Source organism: Peribacillus sp. FW305-BF15 (assembly GCF_058783805.1).
On the sequence record NZ_JBYSYV010000015.1, the window covers coordinates 39071 to 59313 of the forward strand.

Genomic DNA, 20243 nt, shown 5'->3' on the forward strand with positions numbered 1-20243 from the left:
ACATACTAACCGGTTAGTCGAAGGGAGATAGAAGGCATGGCCAACAAGCAAATTCAATCAATAACCGTTATTGGGGCTGGGCAGATGGGGCATCAAATAGCGATGCTTGCTGCACTGGGAGGTTACGAAACGATTCTTCAGGATGTTCATGAAAACGCGTTGAAAGCAGCCAAAGAAAAATTGGACGTCATTTTGACTAAATGGGTTCAAAAAGGAAAATTGTCTGAAGATCGTAAATTGGCTGCTTTTAGCCGTCTTCAATATACCACCGATCTTGAGAAAGCGGCCAGTGGGGCTGATTTGATCATTGAAGCGGTAGTTGAAAAACTTGATGTGAAGCAGGAGGTTTTCGCCAAACTTGAAGAACTGGCCCCAGCAGAAACCATCTTTGCCACGAATAGTTCAACGATTGTCAATAGCCTGATTGCGAGTGTAACGAATCGTCCGGATAATTTCATTAATATGCATTTCTTTTTCCCGCCTCTAGTAATGGATTGCGTTGAGGTTGTAATGAGTGACCAAACATCCGAGGAAACAGCGAAGCTTGCAATGGAAGTCACAGAGAATATGAATAGGACAGGAGTTTTGTTGAGGAAAGAGATATCGGGATTCGTAGCCAACCGAATTTTGGGAGCGTTGCAGCGTGAGGCCTTATATTTGTATGAAGAAGGAATTGTTGACTATAAGGATATCGATTTGATTTGCAGGAAAGCTTTAGGCCATCCCATTGGTCCTTTTGAACTGATGGATCTATCAGGTATTGATGTAGGGTATTTTGTCATGCAGCAGCGTTTCAATGAAACTGGAAATCAAGAAGACAAGCCAAATGCTTGTATAGAAGAAAAGGTGAATAAAGGACATTTAGGCAGGAAAACAGGAAAAGGCTGGTATGATTATCCAAACCAAGGAGTGAAGAATTGATGACAAAATTAATTAAAGTGGTTAAGGAAAATAAGCTTGCGGTCATCACCATCGATAATCCTCCATTAAATGTAATCAGTAAACAAGTATTCAGAGAATTGGGAGAATCTTTCGATGAACTTTCAAAAGATACTGAAACTGTTGCGGTACTCATAACCGGTGCAGGCAATATCGCATTTGCGGCCGGGGCTGATATAAAAGAATTCCCTAGCATGATGGGGAACCCGAATATGAAAGAAATGGTTAAGGAAAGTCATGCCGTCCTAACTAAAATCGAACAGTTTCCTAAACCTACGATGGCTGTATTAAATGGCCTGACCTTGGGCGGCGGATGCGAACTGGCACTGGCCTGTGATTTGCGAGTAGCTGAAACACAAGTTCAAATCGGACTGCCGGAAGTGAAATTAGGCTTATTCCCTGGAGCTGGCGGTACACAGCGTTTGTCAAGACTTGTAGGAAATGCAAAGGCAAAAGAGATTATATTTACCGGTGATCCGCTTGGTGCCGCGGAAGCGGAAAAGATTGGGCTTGTCAATAAAGTCGTTGAGCAAGGCAGCGGCTTATCGGAAGCGAAAATCTTGGCCTCACGAATGACAAGGCACTCACTTCAGTCACTTTCGAGAATCAAGAAGGCGATTAATGAAGGAAGTGAGGCAACACTTGAACAAGGTCTAGAGATTGAAACGAATCTTTTTGAAGAAATCTTCCAAACTGAAGATGTTAAAGAAGGAGTTTCCGCTTTCTTGGATAAACGTAAACCTGCTTTCGTACATCGTTAATAAAGGAGGGGTCTTATGCATGAATTGGAAGTCAACGTCCGTTTTTCCGAAACGGATGCTTTGGGCCACATCAATAACACAAGCTATTTCGTATACCTCGAAGAAGCACGCCTGAAATTTTTTGAAGCTTTAGGCCTAGCGACAAATGTAGAATCTTGGAATTTTTTGTTAGCCTCCACTAAATGCGACTTTATTGCTCAGGGATATTTCAATCAACTCTTGACCATTCGTACATCTTTGACAAAGGTAGGTACGAAAAGCTGTGATATGGTCCATGATATCCTCTGTTCACAAACTGGGGAAGTGATTGCTAAAGGAAGTGCAGTTTTAGTCTGTTTTAATTTTTTGAAACAAAAAAGTGAACCTATTCCTGAATTTATTAAAGAAAAGCTCATTTCACATCTTGTTCATAATTAGAATGACAAAGTCTAAAGGAGTGGAAGAACATGGTTGACGATACGATTCCTGTTCGGCCCGGCGAGGAATTGAATATTGGTGCATTAGAAGGTTTCCTAAGAAAAAATGTATGGGACCTTCCAAATGAACCGTTGGAATTACAACAATTTTCTATGGGCTATTCCAATTTGACCTATCAGCTGAAAGTTGGTGAGTGGGAGGCTGTTCTCAGAAGGCCGCCGCTTGGCCCTGTTGCTCCAAAGGCACATGATATGAAGCGTGAACATCATATCCTTTCCTCAATCAACCCATATTTCCAAGCAGCTCCCGAGCCTTTTCTGTTCTCGGATGATGAATCGGTTGCGGGGGCCCCTTTTTTCCTAATGGAAAGGAAACATGGAATTGTAATAGATACTGAATTTCCGAAGGGAATCGAGCCTACTGTTGAAAAGTGCCGACAGCTTTCATATGTGATGGTGAATCGGCTTGCTGATCTTCACTCGATTCCCTATGAGAAAACGGGTTTGGTCGAAATATCCAAACCTGAAGGGTTCATTGAAAGACAAGTACACGGATGGATTTCCCGCTATGAGAGAGCAAAGACTGATGAAATAAAGGAAATATGTCCGCTTATTAATTATTTTCAACAGAATATCCCGAAGTATAGCCAGACTTCAATAATCCATTATGACTATAAGATCAATAATGCCATGTTCAATCAGGACCTTACAGAGATGGTTGGTTTATTTGATTGGGAAATGTCCACCGTTGGTGATCCGCTGGCCGATCTAGGAGTGGCATTAAGCTACTGGACTGAAAGCGGTGACCCGGAACTTATCAAAATCGGTGTGGGTCAAGCGTCCGTCACGACTTTAACTGGTTTCCTGACTCGAAGGGAGTTTATCGAGACGTATGCAGCAAGAAGTGGCAGGGATGTTACCAACGTCGATTTTTATTTAACCTTTGGTTATTTTAAGTTAGCTGTCATCCTTCAGCAAATCTATTATCGATATAAAAAAGGCCAGACTGATGATCCCCGTTTTTCCAATCTTGGAAAAACGGTGAAAAGCTTACTCACTCATGCTGCAAATGTAGCTGCGAAGGAAGTTTAATAAAATGGAATATATTCAAAACATTCATTTACTACTAAAAAAAGAAGAGATAGATGTGGAAAAGCTTCAAGAAGGGGAGAAAGTTGCGGTCATCCTGGATGTGTTATTAGCGACTACCACGATTATTTCAGCACTTCATGATGGAGCACGCCAGGTGATACCTGTCATGGATCCACTGGATGCCTTGGTGAAAAGCCAGGAATTGGACCATGGCGATTTTGTAGTGGCAGGAGAACTAAAAGCAAAGCCGGTTGATGATTTAATGTATCCAAGTCCAACGCTATTGGGTAAGTTGGTACGCGGCAAAACTTTAATATTGTCCACTACTAATGGAACGGTCGCGTTGAGGAATTCAGCCGCTGCCAAAAGGGTTTATATTGCTTCTTTGTTGAATAATCCGTCTGTTGCGGAAAAAATAAAAAAGTATCATAAAACAGAAACGATCCTCATCGTTTGTTCGGGAAATTCAGGTGAATTCAGTCTGGAAGACTTTTACGGTGCAGGCCATTTGATAGATTGCCTGATTGCTGGATCACAAGGTACGTTCATACTCAACGATGCAGCAAAGGCTGCCAATGCGCTTTATCGCACGAATAGCGAAAATGCCTTTGATATCCTGAAATCATCGTATGTCGGACAGTTGTTTGACAAACATAGTTTGATCGCCGATTTGGAATTGGCGGCGCAAAAAGGTTCGTTGGATCTTGTCCCAGAGTTGGTGGATGGAAGGATCGAGGCGGAATTGAAAAGGCAGGAATCGTAGTTCAAAAATAAAGATAAGGAGTGAAGGGGATGAGGTTTTCGCAGTCAATAGCGGTGGTGACAGGTGCAGGCTCTGGTATTGGGAAAGCTACGGCGATGCGCTTGTCGGACGAAGGGGCAAAAGTGCTGTTGGTAGGGCGGACGAAAGGAAAGCTGGAGGAAGCAGCTGCAGAAATCAATGCCAGGCACCCGATTCCGGTTGCTGATATTTTCCCTGCAGATGTTACCGTCGAGGAAGAGGTAATGGAGCTGGCCAAGTATGTGAAGGAAAAATATCGTGACCTTCACATTTTAATCAATAACGCAGGTGGTTCAAAGTCCTCGAAGCTCCTGGATACATCTGCAGCTGATTGGGATATGATTCAACATGTCAATTTGAAAAGTGTCTTTCTAGTTTCCAAGTATTTGGGGAAATTGATGGAAGAAGGAGCTAGTGGCGGAATTGAAGGTTCCAGCAATCGGGCAATCGTGAATGTGGCTTCACTGTCAGGACATCAGGCAGGAGCGTTCATCCCGCATTACAGCTCTGCTAAAGCCGGAGTCATCAGTTTAACGAAATCTTTGGCACTGGAACTCGCTGCAGTCGGCATTCGGGTCAATTCCGTATCACCGGGATTCATTGAAACGCCATTGACGGAGGATGGACTGCAAAATGAAAAATTCGTAAAGTCCATTCAACGGAACACGGCACTGGAAAGAGTGGGGAAAGCGGAGGAAATAAGTAATGTCATCACCTTTGCTGCTTCCCCGGAGGCTTCCTATATGACTGGTACGGATTTATTGGTGGATGGCGGCTGGTTGATCAAATAGAAAAAGGGGATGGGTAAATGTTAAAAGAACACTTATTGAAAGAAGTAATCGATAATGTAATGATCCTGACTTTGAATCGCCCTGAAAGCTTGAATGCATTTAGTCCGGATATGATTGCAAGCTTAACGAAAGCAATTAAGGATGTTAAACAAACACCGCATATAAGGGCAGTCATCATCAAAGGTGCGGGAAGGTCATTCACTGCAGGAGGCGATGTGAAGTCAATGGGGCAGGCCTCTGCAGGTCAATTGTATGATCATGTTGGCAGAATGAATGAATGCATATTGGCTCTGGGTGCTTCCGAGGTTCCTGTAATCGCTGCCGTCCATGGATTTGCTGCTGGTGCCGGATTCAATTTGGCACTCGCCTGTGATCTGATCGTGGCTTCCGATGATAGTCAATTTGCCATGAGTTTTTCACAGGTAGGCCTGATCTCTGATGGAGGGGGTTCGTATTTTTTACCTAAATTAGTAGGGCCCCACCTTGCAAAGCAGCTCTTCTTTTCGGCCGAGCCAATTACCGGGGAACGCTTATATCAGCTAGGTGTCATTAATTATTTATATCCACTCAATCAACTTGAAGAGGAATCATTGAAACTTGCGGTAAAACTGGCAAATGGACCGACAAAAGCATATGGGATGATGAAAAAGCTCGTCAGCCATTCATTTACGGCTACACTTGATGAAATACTGGAACAGGAACGTATTACGCAAACCTTGATGGCTTCCACGGAAGATCATCTGGAGGGGGTAGCGGCATTCAAAGAAAAAAGAAAGCCGGAATTTACAGGAAATTAATAAGGGAGGGATAAAGATGAAAGCTATTCATTTTGAAGAATACGGCGGACCGGAAGTACTGAAATTGACTGAAATGGAAAGACCTGTGCCAACAGGGCATGAAGTTCTGATTGAAATCGATTGTGTAGGCGTCAATTATGCAGATACAGCCAGAAGGGAAGGGCAATATGTAGTTCCTACGCCGCTTCCGTTCATTCCCGGTGCGGAAGTGGCTGGCGTAGTGGTGGAAGTCGGTGGAAAGGTGACCAAAATCAAACCTGGTACAAGGGTCGTCAGCTTAATTGAATCTGGTGGATATTCAGAATATGCCCTTTCTGATGAATTCTCGGCCATTCCGCTTCCTGATGCCATTCAGTTCCATGAAGCTGTTGCCTTGCCCCTCCAAGGTCTGAGCGCCTATCATATTCTTAAGACAATGGGACGCATGCAACAGGGCGAAACGGTATTGGTCCATGCTGCTGCAGGGGGAGTGGGATCGATTGCCGTACAGTTAGCCAAAATCTTCGGGGCTGGAAAAGTGATTGCCACCGCCAGTACAGTGGAAAAGCTGGAACTGGCTAAAGAGATGGGGGCGGATGAACTCATTGATTACACGCAAGAAGGATGGGAAATGAAAGTCCGTGAGGTCACGGGAGGAAAGGGAGTAGACGTCGCGCTGGAAATGGCTGGAGGGGATATTTTCAATAAAACGTTGAAATGTTTGGCTCCCTTTGGACGTCTTGTTGTTTTTGGCAATGCAAGTCGTAAGCCTTATACGATGAACCCGCAGCAATTAATGAGGCGCAATCAATCCGTCGTGGGATTTTTCCTGCCACAGATCATGAAGCACCCGGATTTGCTGTTGCCTAGCATTCAAGCCCTTTTTGCATACGTTGCGTCTGGGGAGCTTAAGTTAACTATCGGGGGCATCTACCCAATTGAAAAGGCAGCAGCCGTTCATGAGGAAATGAACGCCCGGCAAACGAAAGGGAAGTTGATTTTGCAGGTTAAATGAGAATAAGGGGTGTATGATGCACCCCTTCTAGGATTTCACTTGTTCCTTTGACCCTAAAGAAAGCACGCCTCAATCCGTATCAGTGCTAACATCTTTATCTGGATGCATGAAAGGCGGCTGTGGCGCTATTTTAGACTCTAATAGTTGGCGGTTTTCAGTTGAATTCCAGCCTATATCATTGGTGGGGTGTACCCATTCGTCTCCAGCCATGATTTCCGGGTCTGTATCTTCGCTCCAGTTTTCGAGTGGTGAGTTTTCAGAGGCATATTTACTGTCGCCAATGACGACTCCATAATCATTGACGAATGGAGCCTGTGGTTTTATGCCGGTCCCTTTAAAGCTTGGTGCGTTAATTTGGTGTGGCTGTGTATCGTTGACAATTGGTGAATCCAATTTCTTTTTCATGTAGTGTCTCCCTTTTCGTTTTACGGTTATTTTTCTCGTCTGTCCCTATATTATCCCTGAATAATTTCCGGCATTTTTACCCCATTCTAAAAGGTAAACTATATTAAAAAGGGTGGATGAAAATGAAACGGAAAGCCAATGTGGATGGAGCTGTAAAAGCAAGTAAAACGCCAAAAAGAAATCAAGCTGAAAATGAATTTTCCAATGAGTTCGCAATGGAGGAAAATGCAATGAAAGGTGCCAACCGCAATTCAAAGCAAGGCAGAAAAGGAAGAAGTAATGGATAAAGAAAAACGGAACAGCGGGGAAAAGATGGGTGAACATGTACGAACTGAATTTGGAATCGAATTCAGCGGCGATATGAACGCAACTAAAATTTATGAAATTTTGGCAAAAGAAAATAAAAAACGTGAAAGTGATAAGTAAAAAAGGACGGACCCAGCCTTGGGTCCGTCCTTATTATTAAAGCATGATGCTACCGGATTTTGAAAGAGGGAAAATCGTTGATCCCTTACCACTCGGATCAAAATAGGCAAGCATGAATGAAGGTTTATCGACGATTGTTCCCTCAGCTAAATACGTTTCCAAATCAAAGGGAAGTGCCTCGAGCAACGTGTGTTTGTGTATTTCTTTTTCATTCAGGGCCAAAGCGGTGAAAGAGGAACCAAGCTGTTCAGGCTTATTGAGAATATATTCATATATCTCTTTCCGACCACTTTTATCTAATGAAGCTTCCCACCAAGGTTTACGTGGTTTGTATTTTTGATTCATGAAATAATCCAATTTCATGAGTCCGATAATGTTTTTCAGTTCGGCAGATTCCCGGGAAGCCAAAAACTGCTGTAAACGTCTGAACAAGTCTTCAAGCTGATGGCCGATTCGTGACCACCCTTGTTCATCCCAATAGGTACCGAAATCTTGAAAGAAGTCGAACGGTGATTGAAATACCGTTTTGACAAGATATTCCGTAGTATGATCCATTCTATGATCGTTCCAGTATTTTTCAAGTACATCTTCAACTTGTTTAATGCGGACAATGTCATCGAAGGATAAAACATTATTCCCCAATATTTCATAAGGAGCATGTTCGCTGTATATATATTGGTGTTCATCGGCTCGTATCCGTAAGCCGGTTCCACGAAGCATCTTTAAGAAACCAAGCTGCATCTCTTCGGGTCTAAGCTCGAAAACATCATTGAAGGTCTTTCGGAAAGAATGATAATCTTCTTCCGGTAAACCGGCAATAAGGTCTAAATGCTGATCAATTTTCTGACCATCTTTTACCATGGTTACGGTCCTGGTCAGTTTTTCGAAATTCTGTCTTCTCATTACTAGATCATTCGTATGATCATTCGTCGATTGTACCCCTATTTCAAAGCGGAACAGTCCTGCAGGGGCATTGTCGTTCAAGAACTGAATAACTTCCGGACGCATGATGTCCGCCGTGATCTCGAACTGGAAAACCACACCGGGAAGATGCTCATCGATTAAGAATTGAAACATCTCCATGGCATAGCTTCGGCTGATATTGAAGGTTCGGTCAACGAACTTAATGGTCTTTGCACCATTAGCCATAAGGTACCTGATATCTTCTTTAATCTTTTCACGATCAAAATACCTGACACCCACTTCAATCGATGAAAGGCAAAATTGGCAGCTGAACGGGCAACCTCGGCTAGTTTCGATATAGGTGACACGTTTAGATAGGTCGCCGCGGTCTTCCTCCAAACGATATGGAGAAGGGAGGGATTTTAAATCAACCTTGCCGTTCTGAGGCTGGATGATTTTTTTTCCATCCTGTCGGTACGCAATGCCGCCGATCTTCTTATAGTCATTCGAACCTTCAATTTCAGATAAAAGGGCCTTGAAGGTGACTTCACCTTCACCGATTACGATGAAATCAGCCCCGGGAATCTGATCAAGCCATTCCCCAACATCATAGGTGACTTCAGGTCCGCCGAGAATGATGACCAATTCCGGGTTGATTTTTTTAAGCATGGCTACGACTTTCATTGTTTCCTCGATGTTCCAAATATAGCAGCTGAACCCTATGACATCAGGTTTTTTGGAATGAAGGTCACCAACGATGTTCATAATTGGATCTTTTATCGTATATTCTGCCAGCTGGACATCATAATCAGGCTGGGCGTAAGCTTTTAAATATCGGATGGATAGCGATGTATGGATATATTTTGCGTTAAGAGTACTGATTATTATATTCATGTTAAAGGGCGTAAAAGAAACGCCTGGCTCCTTTCGTGTACATGTCTTTTTAAGCCAACAAGCACTAACGAGTTATTTTACCATAGCGTGCTCCATTTGAAAAATGAGTTATGGTATTGAAGGGGAATCTTTTCTGCTTGAAAAGTCGGATAAGAAAACGAATTTGAAAAAACGGATAAAGCAGGAAAGCTTCATCCGTTTTATTTAAAACGCTTGTTTAATATAGTCTTTCGTTTTAGTCATGAATCGTTTTGTTTTGGTCGCCTTCAATTCGATGATCGGCTGTGCCATGGAAGCGATCATTTCACTTGATAATAACACGGTAATCAAGAAAGAGAGTCCGGCGAGCATTATAAAGCTCTCTGTATTGCTGAAGTATTCCTGTATGGTGCTTTCGCGGAAGAAACGAATGAAGAAACCATGCAGCAGATACACATAAAGGGTTTGTTTACCCCAATTCGTAAAGAAAAATTGTCTGCGTGGGATGAACGAAAGGAAGCTGAACACTGAAATGATGCTCAATCCATAAAATCCCAGGCGTTTAAACATGGACACGATTGTCGCATCTTCAAGTTCGGCATATGGTTTCGAACCGAGCAGCCATTTATAATTAATATCGGTATTTAAATAAAAACCGATAAAAATCACTAACATGACAATAAGTGATGCCAAACGAACTTTGGGAGTGAATAGTTTTTTTAAATGTTCCTTGCTTAAATGGTACCCAATCAAAAACATCGGGAAAAAAACGAATGTCCTGGAGAGACTAAGGTAATTGGAAATATTGTCTATATAACCAATCAATAATGCGATTATTAAAGATAAACCTATGCCTACTGATGGCTTTAGCTTTGAGAAACCAAGCAGCATGATGTTCCAACAGAATAAACTGATCAAGAACCATAGCGACCATTGGGGGTCAAGCAGGTCTACAGTGATGGCAGAACGTTCATATAAGAAATAATAGTAAACGGTATATATCAATTGGAAAATGATGTAGGGTAAAATCAGCTTTTTAGTAATTTTACCTAAATACCCTTTTTGATAAAAACCTTTCGCAAAGAATCCTGAAACAAGGATAAAGGCAGGCATGTGAAAGGAATAAATGGTTTTATATAAAGCATATATCGTTTCACTGTCATGTATATACGTATTCAGCAAATGACCAAAGACGACAAATGCCATGAGAATGAACTTGGCGTTATCGAAGAAAAAATCACGTTGTTTCATTTATTGCCTCCATTTAATAAATTTTAAGGTAGCTAGAAAGCATTGTTATTTCTTATTCCCTAAATACCTTGTACTAAATCATTATTTATTAAATTTATTATAAAAACCTTAAATTAAGCTTAACGCTAAGTTTTACAGCATTCAATATACTATCATTTGATATATAGGTTAATTTTGGATAAAGGTGTTTGTCCTGATTTTCGAAAAATACCGAGGAAAATCAAGATGGATGTCGAATATGGTTGGGTAGGTATGGGTTTTGATGAGGGGGGTTAATATGAATATCGGTTATGAGAATGAAACGGAATATAAACAGGAAATTTTAAAATTGAATAAACAGATCGAAGGGTTTCTGAATATGTTCGATTCAATGTCAGAGCCTTATATCAGGGTTGATGAGGAGCTGCGTCTCACTTATGCCAATGATGCCGCTTGTGCCCTGCTGGAAACACCTAAAGATCAACTGGAGTCCATGAGGATAACTGATTTTCTCGATTTCATCCCTTTAAATAACCAGGAAGTGTCAAGCACCCTAAAAACCTCGAATGAAAGTGAAAGGCAAATTATCCAGCTACATACAGGAGCCCTTAAGCAAATAGAGTTTATACGAATGGGATCACTTTCCGAAGGACAGCAGTTCTATCGTTTGGGGGATGTGACATTGGATGTTTCTTCGTCAAGGGAAACAGGGATGTCAAGACAGATGTTTTTGGACATTTTCGATACAGCCATAGAAAGCATCGTTCTATTCGACAGTTCAGGAATAATAATGGAAGTGAACCATGCCTTTATCCATGCCTTGGGCATTCCGAAAAAAGAGATTGTCGGTAAGAATATGAGGGACCTCATCTCCCCAGATTATCGGGGATATTGGGATGATAGCATACAAAGAGCCTTTGATGAGTCGAACTATAAAGGGGAGGTAGAGATAAAGGTCGGGGATGCACTGCATCATTTTACTTTTTCGATAAGTTCAACGGTAGGAAATGAACTATATATGTCTGTGCTTGGAAGAATCACAGAATCAAATATAATAGAAAAAAAGTTAGAGACGAGCGAACGGATTTTTGCGGAATTATTCGACCAGTCCATGGATGCAATCATATTCTGGAATGATGACGGGATCATTTTTCGGGTCAATCATTCAGCATGTAAAATATTCGAATCCAGCAGGGAGGATTTGATTGGCAGTTATATCTGGAAATACGTTTACAGCAACAATCACCATTTTAGTCAGATGATGGAAACGTTTGAAAGAGACACTCAGGTGCGTGGTGAGCTGATTTATAAAATGCCTAATAACCAAATTAAATTGCTGGAATTGACTGCAAAAAAACATGAAGGTGACGGATATAACGTAACGATCTTTCGAAATGTCAGTGAGCGCTGGCTGATTGAGAAGGAATTAAGGGATAGTGAGAAGAAGTTCAGGAAGATTTTTGAGGGAACATTAGACGGCCTGATTTTATGGAATCATGAAGGGTTCACGGATATTAATGAAGCGGGTCAGAAAATATTGGAGATTTCGAAGCGCAAACTGCTTTCTTTATCTGTTAAGGGGTTCATCGAAAAAATTCCTGAAAATGCTTCAGAATTGAACTCTCACATTGAAAATGTTTATAAGCATGAGGTATACTCCTCCATCATTCCGATAACATTCGAAGATGGAAGAGTTAAGCATATTGAATTTTTGACGAGGAAAAATTTATATTCGAATCTGAATTTAAGCATTTTCCGTGATGTGAGTAAAAATCTCGAAATGCAGGAACAAATCCGTAAATCGGATACTTTGAATGTCGTTGGTGAATTGGCGGCAGGTATTGCTCACGAAATCAGGAATCCAATGACAGCTTTAAAAGGTTTTATCCAGTTGCTTGAGGATGGTGTTAAAGGGGAGTTTTCCACATATTTTCATGTGATTACATCCGAAATTAAGCGAATCGAAACCATTATCACGGAATTTTTGGTTCTGGCAAAGCCCCAGGCGCTAAAAGTTTTCAAACAGGACGTTCATACCATATTGAGAGAGACACTGGAATTACTGGCCGCTCAGGCACTGTTGGAAAATATTCAATTCGAGACAAACTTTGAAGAAGATGAATGTAAGGTTTTATGTGAAGCGAACCAGTTAAAGCAAGTGTTCATTAATATCATCAAAAATGCATTGGAAGTCATGCCGGATGGCGGATCTGTTCACATTAAAACAAGCCGATTTTCAGAGAAATACGTTTGCATTTCAATTACTGATAAAGGCATGGGGATTTCAACGGAAATGCTAAAAAAATTGGGTGAACCTTTTTATACGACGAAGGATAGGGGAACAGGACTGGGGCTCATGGTCAGCTATAAAATCATTGAAGAACACAATGGCTATATAGAAGTGGAAAGCGAAGTGGGAAAAGGGACGAGCTTTCATATTTATTTGCCATTCGAGTAATGTAGAAGGGGATGCTCTATACCTTTCTTAAGTTAACGGAAAGCATGGATACTTCATTAGGGATCCTTTATCGGATTCCTTTTTTGTTCCATCATCATTATCCTGGGATTTCAAATGAGGGTTGTAATAATGATAAACATTTTTGCTTCACTTAAGGGGCTGTCCTGCTTTTAAATCATTGAGAAATTATTTGCTCGAATTGAATAAGCGAAGACTAATAATAGCATCCAAATAGGGGAATCTTTCAAAGCGATTTTCGGAGCTGGCTTCATATGAAATCTTCCTGATCAATATATGATGCTTATGCTTAGGAATTTCCGTCATATCCTGTCTGCTGATGGACCAAGCCATATCGCAATTTAAGAAGTTTTGTCTTTTTTTGCGAATCTATTTACATATAAGGCATATTTTGTAATACTTCTTTATTATAATGTAACTTTAAAAGGGCAGGAGTAGTGAATGTAGTTATGAATTCTAGGTGTGCAACGGAAATTTGTTCTGAGATTCGAATGAAGCGTTGGGAAATGATGGAGTTGGCGAAAATGTATGGACTTGGCCATGAGTATACCCTTCGCCAAAGCGAGCAGCTTGACAAACTTATAAATGAGTATCTGATCCTTCAACATCATTCATCAGTGGAAGTGAGAAATAAGCGAGATGAAATGGTTGTTATTGTACAGCAGCCCTTTAATGAAGACATTTCCTTTTAGAAGGAACTGAATGCCCATGACTTTTTATATTAGCAGGCAAGAGACAATCAACTTTGTGTGATTTCTGGTGAAATGAAACATATCTGAAAACAAATAAAGAAAGACTTATATAAACAAGAATATATCTTTTGAATTTCCTTTGGATTTGGGGTATATATCGAGGGGAGGTCACCAGAAGGTGTCCTTCGTGCATCGGATTGGTTTAGAAGTCTTAATTTTTCTGAATGGATTACACTGATAAATAAAAAGTAAGAGCTGACTCACTTGATGGAGCCAGCCATGGAAGTACCGCAATTATAAAATTTCCAATAATATGACCATGAACAAAAGGCCGATAATGAAGGAATAGGTGGATGTGCGTTCATTACCATCCCCATGGCTTTCGGGAATCAGTTCCTTATAAACGATGAAAAGCATGGCCCCGGCGGCGAAAGCTAGGCCGTATGGAACCAGGAACCCAATGTAAGAGGTTAAATAATAACCCAGTAAGCCTGTAATTATTTCGATGGTGCCGGTTAAGGTTGCAATCAGGAATGCTGTGAGTTTACCGATTTTTTGATTAATTAAAAACAAGGCGACCAGTAAGCCTTCCGGAGCATTTTGCAGGCCGATGGCAAAAGCGATCAAGTTACCTGTATCAGCTGTATCAGAGGCGTAACTGACCCCGACAGAAAGCCCCTCAGGAATATTATGGAGTGTAATGGCAGTGATGATGAGCAAGGCCTTTTCATCGAACTGAATACCACTTTTCGTATGGCTGAGATCGATATGAGGAATGTTTTGTTCCATGACCGTTAATGTCATTACCCCGAGAAAAACCCCAATTACCAGCTGAATATACCCTCCGGTGGCCAGAGACTCCGGGATCAGGCTCAATAACGAAGCAGCCATCATGATTCCAGCGGTAAATGCCAGTAGCGTGTCTCTGAATCGATGTGTGATTGAACCTTGAATGAACAAGATCGGTAACGCACCAAACCCTGTAGACATAGCAGATAGGATGCTTCCTAATAAAACTCCACTCATAAATTTCTCCTTTGTAAGGTACTTATCGTTACTTCTTTGCGGATTTTTGGGTGAAACAATAATTCATTGTATTTAGACATAAAGAATATGTTCCTGGAAAAAACCATTTTGCATCAATCTTCTGCATACCATTTTTTCAATGTTAGATCAGACGGTAGCAATATGCTGATGATTCCCAGTAATGGCAGGAATCCCACTAGTTTAATCATGGATTCAATTCCAATTATATCTGCAATGGCTCCCAATGAAACGGATCCAATGGCACCCATTCCGAAGGCCAAACCTACGGTCAAGCCTGCCATCGTACCGACTTTTCCCGGGACCAATTCCTGTGCGTATATTACCGTGACGGAAAAACTGCTCATTATAATGAATCCCGCTATCAATAATAAGATAAAAGCGGCTGTAGGAGGTACGAATGGTAAAAGTGCGGTTATTGGCATGCTGGCAGCGAAAGAAAAGAAAATGATGTTTTTACGTCCGAATCTATCAGCAAGCGGGCCTCCGAAAAAAGTACCAACAGCACCAGCTGCCAAAAAGGCAAATAGGAAAAATTGAGCGGCTTTTATCGTGAATGAATACTGTTCGATCAAATAAAAACTATAAAAGTTCGTCATGCACGATACATACCAGGAACGGGCAAAGATTATGAATAAAATCAATACCAAGGCTTTGGCCACTTTATGGGACCGCTCTTTATTGATTATTTTTGCAGCAAGCTTTTTAGGCTGGAAGTGAACTAATTTTTGGGAATACCAATTGGCAATATACAGCAATAGGATAACGGCCATTAAGGCAACCAGGGCAAACCAGAGTGCGCCCTTTTGACCAAATGGGACAAGTACGATGGCTGTGATGAGTGGGGCAAGTGCCTGCCCGCTATTCCCGCCGACCTGATAAATGGATTGTGCCAGGCCTCTCTTTGGTCCGCCTGCCATGTAGGCAACCCTGGAGCCTTCCGGATGGAATATGGCCGACCCTAAGCCCATCAGGATGACTGCACCAAGGATAATGGTATAGTTTGGGGCAATTGCGAGAATGATGACCCCGATTAAAGTACTGGTCAACCCAATGGGCAATGCATATGGAAACGGTTTTTTATCCGTATAAAACCCAACTGCCGGTTGCAGGAGCGATGAGACGATATTCAGGCAGAATGCAATCATTCCAAGTTGTGTATATGAAAGCGACATTGATTTTTCGAGGATTGGGAACATGGCCGGTACGACGGCCTGAAGAGAATCATTCATTAAATGGCATATGCCTATGATGATCATGATTTTCAGAGTCATATCTTGTTTTTGCGTTTTTGTTTTAATGGCAGCGATACTTCCCATCTGTATATATCCTTCTTCCTTATTAAGATTTTTACCTATTCCATAAATAGATTCAATAAGCATGCACCGTATGCATGACACCTTTAAATAAATCGGGATCGTTACTAGCCTTCATGAAAAAAACGATAACTCTTCAAAGTATTGCTAAGTGTGGTCTTTTATAAGCGGCAAGCTGATTGTAACGGTTGTACCGACCAGAGGTTTACTTGAAAACTTGATGGTGCCGTTAAAAGATTCAATGATTCGTTTACACACAAATAGCCCTAATCCCGTTCCTTCTTTTTTCGATGTATAGAAGGGATCGAACACTTTCCCTATATCTTTTTCAGTCAGTCCTTGCCCGTTATCGATGATCATGATTTTAGCCGATTCATTTTCATGGTGAATTCGAATCCTTAACTTTTTCCCAACTTCCATGGCCTCGAAACCGTTTTTGGCAATGTTGAGAATGACTTGTTTGAGTTGATCCTTTGTACAATGAACCAGGATTGGCTCCTTTATGATATTCCATTCCACTTCAATATTGAAGTGACGTGCTTCTGATTCTATTATTGGTCTCAATTCAGCAATGATACTGCGAATATCATATAAGGATAAAGTTTGTACCATTGGCTTTCCTAAAATCAAAAATTCGCTGACGATGCTATTGATCCGTTCAATTTCCTTCATGATGACAGAGTAATAGAACTGATCTTGCTCCTCAGGGTGTTTTTCTACCAGTAACTGAACTAGCCCCTTTATGCCGGTAAGTGGGTTTTTTATTTCATGTGCAGTACTTGCAGCCAATGTACCGACAAAATCTATTTTTTGGCTTTCGTTTAGTAATTTTTGGTTTTTGGCATGCCTGCGAACGATCAGTTCCTCCATGATGATATAAATCATGTGAGTAATAAAGAAGGTGAAAAAGACAAGCATTAAAAAAACATTCATGTTATTTGTGTTAATCTTGTCGGGCACTTTGACGGACAGTTTCCAATCGACTTCGGTCAAAGGAACATCCACCCATGTTGAATGTCCATTGAATCCCTCGGCATTTATATCTAAAATTCGGGTTTTGTCCTTTGTTTCCAATATAAAGGTATGACCAGGGCTGAGCATTTTCAATATTTTTTCCATATGATCCAGCCTGATATGTGCCAATAAAAACCCTTGCACTTTTTTATCTTGATCCAGTATGGGAGCAAAAATGGAAAAATAATTAAAATGAGCGTTATAAAGCTCCTTTGTTCCTGCTACAACTGCTTTTTGAGTTTTTACTGCACGTTCTATATCATTTTGTTCGATTAAATGGTAATGATGGAAATTCTTATTCGTACCCGAAATGGAAACACCGTCGCGATTTAGCCAATATACTCCGGCATACCTGGAATCTGTATCTTTGATCCAGTTCATAAGAAGATCGGTTTTTTTATCATCCATATAAAGCACGGAACTGCTAAGGCTAAGCAGTTCAAGGTTTTCCTTCGTTTCCCTTATAACTTGATCTATGTATTCTTGATAAACCGTTCCCGCCCATTCAGCTTGTTCCTGTCTTTCTTTTTGAAGGGAACGTTCTAAATGCATCCAATAAATGATAGAGAGAAAAATTAATGGTAAAATAACAATAAGTAGGTATGTGGTGAATTTATGCCTTGTTTTCATGTTTGTCACTACTTTAGCTTTTTTTTCAAGTATATCAAAATGATTGATTAAACAATAGTGCATACTAACAGGGCAGATTGACAAAAAATCCTTAATGTCATATAATAACTTTTAATTCAAGATATTTTAATTAAAAATTTTTAAGGTTGTGAAGTTATGGAGAATAATAACATCCAACAGTCTTTGAAACTGTTCATTGTGATGTCTAGAGCTCATCGATCCATTAATGATGTGGTTAATAAACATATAGCTGAAGAGGGTTTGAATCCAACTGAGTTTGCAGTACTGGAATTGCTTTATCATAAAGGGGATCAGCCTCTTCAGCAAATAGGCGGAAAAATCCTGCTAGCCAGCGGCAGCATTACCTATGTCGTGGATAAACTTGAACAGAAGGAATATCTGCAGCGCATAGCATGTAAAGAGGATCGCCGTGTAACCTTTGCAAAGATAACCGATAAAGGAAAGGCCTTTATTGAAGGAGTATTTCCTGAGCATGAAAAAAGAATCGATGATATCATGAGTGTACTTACGCAAGATGAAAAGGCGACCGTGATCGAATTGCTTAAAAAGATTGGGTATTCCGCTCAAAATTAGCTAAAGAACCAGCACCTGGATTTGACTACAGGTGCTGGTTTTTTATGTCTGATAAAACATGAATTTGTTTTAGCGACATAAAAAGGTTTTTAATAAGCTATGGCGAATTAAATTACATTACGACAACCGTGATAATGGTGAATGTTACTTGGAAACGAATTCGATTGGATAACGTCACACTGGTTATACAGAAAAAATGTTTTATATTCGAAAGGGAGTTTACATATGAAATTTAATGAGTATAAATATAAGCGGCCTGAAATGGATGAAATTAAAACCCGGTTCATGAAAGCTTTGGAAAAGTTTACGGATGCTGCAAATGCCGATGCACAAATAAAAGCCATGGAAGAAATAAACGGAATACGAAATTATGTAGGTACGATGTTTAATTTAGTCTATATCCGGCATTCCATAGATACCAATGATGTTTTTTATAAAGCGGAGAATGATTACTTAGATGACTTCTCCCCTGAAATGGAAGAATTGACCTCGAAATTTTACAATGATCTCGTTCGCTCGAAATTCCGTAAGGAGCTTGAGGAGAAATGGGGAACTCAACTATTTGACCTGGCAGAGGCCCAACTCAAAACCTTTTCGCCCGAAATCATACCACAGCTGCAAAAAGAAAATAAATTATCAAGTGAGTATTCACAATTAATTGCCTCTGCAAAAATTCGCTTTGATGGAAAAGAATTAACGCTTGCGCAGCTTCAGCCTTTTATGGAGTCCTCGGACCGTGAGTTAAGGAAAAATGCAAGTGAGGCATATTACGGTTTCTTTGAAGAAAAGCAGGAGGAATTGGATCGTATATTCGATGAACTTGTCAAGGTGAGGAATGGGATTTCGACAGCGCTGGGTTATGGGAATTTCGTGGAACTTGGGTATTATCGAATGACAAGGACTGATTATGATGCTGATATGGTTGCTGCATTCCGCAAGCAGGTGAAAGAGGAAGTGGTACCGCTTGTCACTCGGCTGAAGGAACGGCAGCGGGAACGTCTTGGATTGGAGAAGCTGAACTATTATGATGAGAATTTTCATTTCAGAACGGGTAATGCCATTCCAAAAGGCGATGCTGAGTGGATCATCGGAAATGGGAAAAGGATGTACCAGGAACTATCGCCTGAAACGAATCAGTTTTTCAACTATATGATTGATAATGACCTGATGGACCTTGTGGCGAAAAAAGGAAAAGAAAGCGGTGGCTACTGTACTTTTATAGAAGACTATAAAGCTCCATTCATCTTTTCTAATTTCAATGGCACTTCCGGGGATATTGATGTTTTGACACATGAGGCAGGTCATGCATTCCAAGTGTATCGCAGCCGTGATCTTGATATTCCTGAATATTATTGGCCTACATATGAAGCATGTGAAATCCATTCGATGAGCATGGAATTTTTAACTTGGCCATGGATGGAGCTATTTTTCAAGGAAGATACGGAAAAATATAAGTTTTCCCATCTAAGCGGTGCCCTCATATTCCTCCCGTATGGGGTAGCTGTTGATGAATTTCAGCATTTTGTCTATGAAAATCCTAATGCCTCCCCGGTTGAAAGAAAGCAGGCTTGGCGTAAGATCGAGATGGAATATTTGCCGCATCGCGATTATGAAGGAAATGAATTCTTGGAGCATGGCGGGTATTGGCAGCGGCAAAGCCACATTTATCAATCACCCTTTTATTATATCGACTATACATTGGCCCAGATTTGTGCTTTCCAATTCTGGAAAAGGTCGACTGAAAAAGATGAAACGGCTTGGGAGGATTATTTGAATCTGTGCCAACTTGGAGGCAGCAAGTCCTTCCTTGATCTCGTTGAATCTGCGAATCTGAAATCCCCGTTTGTTGACGGTACTGTACAGTCCGTTGTGAAGGTGATAGACGAATGGCTCTCCACTGTTGATGATAAGGCATTATGAAATGGTCTAACTCTGAACCATGATTATAAAAGAAGACTTGGTTTTCCTTCATGAACACTTTTTTATATAGAAAGAAACCTTATTGGATTGAAGAAATTTGCCACACTCCTGCCGAGGTGCTTGCAATGATGCGGCATGAAAGACAGTCG

At 40.9% G+C, this 20243-nt stretch carries 20 protein-coding genes; 14 read left to right on the forward strand and 6 right to left on the reverse strand.

Features of this window, described 5'->3' with window-relative positions; all coding sequences use genetic code 11:
• Nucleotides 1-36 precede the first annotated feature (36 nt).
• Genes AC3WLU_RS16710 through AC3WLU_RS16745 form a run of 8 tightly spaced genes read left to right on the forward strand, consistent with a single transcriptional unit; the run spans nucleotide 37 to nucleotide 6571 of the window.
• On the forward strand, nucleotides 37-921 hold the full coding sequence (locus tag AC3WLU_RS16710; protein WP_413002083.1) for a 3-hydroxyacyl-CoA dehydrogenase family protein: 885 nt from the start codon (nucleotides 37-39) through the stop codon (nucleotides 919-921).
• Nucleotides 921-1700 (forward strand): enoyl-CoA hydratase, encoded by a 780-nt coding sequence (locus tag AC3WLU_RS16715; protein WP_098184729.1) that lies wholly within the window; start codon nucleotides 921-923, stop codon nucleotides 1698-1700. Before AC3WLU_RS16710 ends, AC3WLU_RS16715 begins: the two co-directional genes overlap by 1 nt.
• A gap of 15 nt (nucleotides 1701-1715) precedes the next feature.
• Nucleotides 1716-2117, forward strand: coding sequence for an acyl-CoA thioesterase (locus tag AC3WLU_RS16720; protein ID WP_063576973.1), 402 nt, complete (start codon nucleotides 1716-1718; stop codon nucleotides 2115-2117).
• A 29-nt stretch (nucleotides 2118-2146) separates the two neighbouring features.
• Nucleotides 2147-3208: a phosphotransferase family protein gene (locus tag AC3WLU_RS16725; RefSeq protein WP_492597603.1), complete on the forward strand. Its 1062-nt coding sequence runs from the start codon at nucleotides 2147-2149 to the stop codon at nucleotides 3206-3208.
• A gap of 4 nt (nucleotides 3209-3212) precedes the next feature.
• Nucleotides 3213-3971 carry a 2-phosphosulfolactate phosphatase gene (locus AC3WLU_RS16730; protein WP_492597604.1) on the forward strand — a complete coding sequence of 253 codons (759 nt, stop codon included), beginning with the start codon at nucleotides 3213-3215 and terminating at the stop codon, nucleotides 3969-3971.
• 29 nt (nucleotides 3972-4000) lie between these two features.
• Nucleotides 4001-4780 carry an SDR family NAD(P)-dependent oxidoreductase gene (locus tag AC3WLU_RS16735; RefSeq protein ID WP_268936757.1) on the forward strand — a complete coding sequence of 260 codons (780 nt, stop codon included), beginning with the start codon at nucleotides 4001-4003 and terminating at the stop codon, nucleotides 4778-4780.
• Nucleotides 4781-4797: 17 nt separating this feature from the next.
• Complete coding sequence (locus tag AC3WLU_RS16740; protein ID WP_268564749.1) at nucleotides 4798-5577, forward strand: enoyl-CoA hydratase/isomerase family protein; 780 nt, start codon at nucleotides 4798-4800, stop codon at nucleotides 5575-5577.
• A gap of 16 nt (nucleotides 5578-5593) precedes the next feature.
• The gene (locus AC3WLU_RS16745; protein WP_034314170.1) at nucleotides 5594-6571 is read left to right on the forward strand and encodes a quinone oxidoreductase family protein; all 978 of its coding nucleotides are present in this window, start codon (nucleotides 5594-5596) and stop codon (nucleotides 6569-6571) included.
• 69 nt (nucleotides 6572-6640) lie between these two features.
• Here the strand turns inward: AC3WLU_RS16745 and AC3WLU_RS16750 are convergent, their stop codons facing one another.
• The gene (locus tag AC3WLU_RS16750) at nucleotides 6641-6976 is read right to left on the reverse strand and encodes a DUF3905 domain-containing protein (protein WP_034314168.1); all 336 of its coding nucleotides are present in this window, start codon (nucleotides 6974-6976) and stop codon (nucleotides 6641-6643) included.
• Nucleotides 6977-7098: 122 nt separating this feature from the next.
• Between AC3WLU_RS16750 and ykzP the strand changes: the two genes are divergently transcribed.
• Together ykzP and AC3WLU_RS16760 are read left to right on the forward strand one after the other, a co-directional pair.
• Nucleotides 7099-7263, forward strand: coding sequence for a protein YkzP (gene ykzP / locus AC3WLU_RS16755; RefSeq protein ID WP_057278994.1), 165 nt, complete (start codon nucleotides 7099-7101; stop codon nucleotides 7261-7263).
• Entirely contained in the window at nucleotides 7256-7402 is a 147-nt protein-coding gene (locus AC3WLU_RS16760) for a hypothetical protein (protein WP_164468810.1), read from the forward strand. Before ykzP ends, AC3WLU_RS16760 begins: the two co-directional genes overlap by 8 nt.
• A gap of 36 nt (nucleotides 7403-7438) precedes the next feature.
• Here AC3WLU_RS16760 and AC3WLU_RS16765 read toward each other — a convergent pair whose 3' ends face one another.
• Both AC3WLU_RS16765 and AC3WLU_RS16770 read right to left on the reverse strand, forming a co-directional pair.
• Nucleotides 7439-9199, reverse strand: coding sequence for a B12-binding domain-containing radical SAM protein (locus AC3WLU_RS16765; RefSeq protein ID WP_095391730.1), 1761 nt, complete (start codon nucleotides 9197-9199; stop codon nucleotides 7439-7441).
• Between the two features lie 204 nt (nucleotides 9200-9403).
• Nucleotides 9404-10429 (reverse strand): acyltransferase family protein, encoded by a 1026-nt coding sequence (locus tag AC3WLU_RS16770; protein WP_063576967.1) that lies wholly within the window; start codon nucleotides 10427-10429, stop codon nucleotides 9404-9406.
• Between the two features lie 277 nt (nucleotides 10430-10706).
• Between AC3WLU_RS16770 and AC3WLU_RS16775 the strand changes: the two genes are divergently transcribed.
• Together AC3WLU_RS16775 and AC3WLU_RS16780 are read left to right on the forward strand one after the other, a co-directional pair.
• Nucleotides 10707-12866, forward strand: coding sequence for a PAS domain S-box protein (locus AC3WLU_RS16775; RefSeq protein WP_492597605.1), 2160 nt, complete (start codon nucleotides 10707-10709; stop codon nucleotides 12864-12866).
• A 467-nt stretch (nucleotides 12867-13333) separates the two neighbouring features.
• On the forward strand, nucleotides 13334-13576 hold the full coding sequence (locus AC3WLU_RS16780) for an aspartyl-phosphate phosphatase Spo0E family protein (protein ID WP_034314155.1): 243 nt from the start codon (nucleotides 13334-13336) through the stop codon (nucleotides 13574-13576).
• A 294-nt stretch (nucleotides 13577-13870) separates the two neighbouring features.
• On the opposite strand, the gene AC3WLU_RS16785 is transcribed toward AC3WLU_RS16780, so the two are convergent.
• From AC3WLU_RS16785 to AC3WLU_RS16795, 3 genes are all read right to left on the reverse strand, one after another.
• The gene (locus AC3WLU_RS16785) at nucleotides 13871-14602 is read right to left on the reverse strand and encodes a ZIP family metal transporter (RefSeq protein WP_057278998.1); all 732 of its coding nucleotides are present in this window, start codon (nucleotides 14600-14602) and stop codon (nucleotides 13871-13873) included.
• Nucleotides 14603-14715: 113 nt separating this feature from the next.
• The gene (locus AC3WLU_RS16790) at nucleotides 14716-15939 is read right to left on the reverse strand and encodes an MFS transporter (protein ID WP_063577806.1); all 1224 of its coding nucleotides are present in this window, start codon (nucleotides 15937-15939) and stop codon (nucleotides 14716-14718) included.
• A gap of 144 nt (nucleotides 15940-16083) precedes the next feature.
• Complete coding sequence (locus AC3WLU_RS16795) at nucleotides 16084-17580, reverse strand: ATP-binding protein (RefSeq protein ID WP_413002070.1); 1497 nt, start codon at nucleotides 17578-17580, stop codon at nucleotides 16084-16086.
• A 156-nt stretch (nucleotides 17581-17736) separates the two neighbouring features.
• Between AC3WLU_RS16795 and AC3WLU_RS16800 the strand changes: the two genes are divergently transcribed.
• Nucleotides 17737-18174 (forward strand): MarR family winged helix-turn-helix transcriptional regulator, encoded by a 438-nt coding sequence (locus AC3WLU_RS16800; protein WP_034314147.1) that lies wholly within the window; start codon nucleotides 17737-17739, stop codon nucleotides 18172-18174.
• A gap of 225 nt (nucleotides 18175-18399) precedes the next feature.
• The gene (locus AC3WLU_RS16805; protein ID WP_063576964.1) at nucleotides 18400-20094 is read left to right on the forward strand and encodes a M3 family oligoendopeptidase; all 1695 of its coding nucleotides are present in this window, start codon (nucleotides 18400-18402) and stop codon (nucleotides 20092-20094) included.
• Nucleotides 20095-20243: the final 149 nt, after the last annotated feature.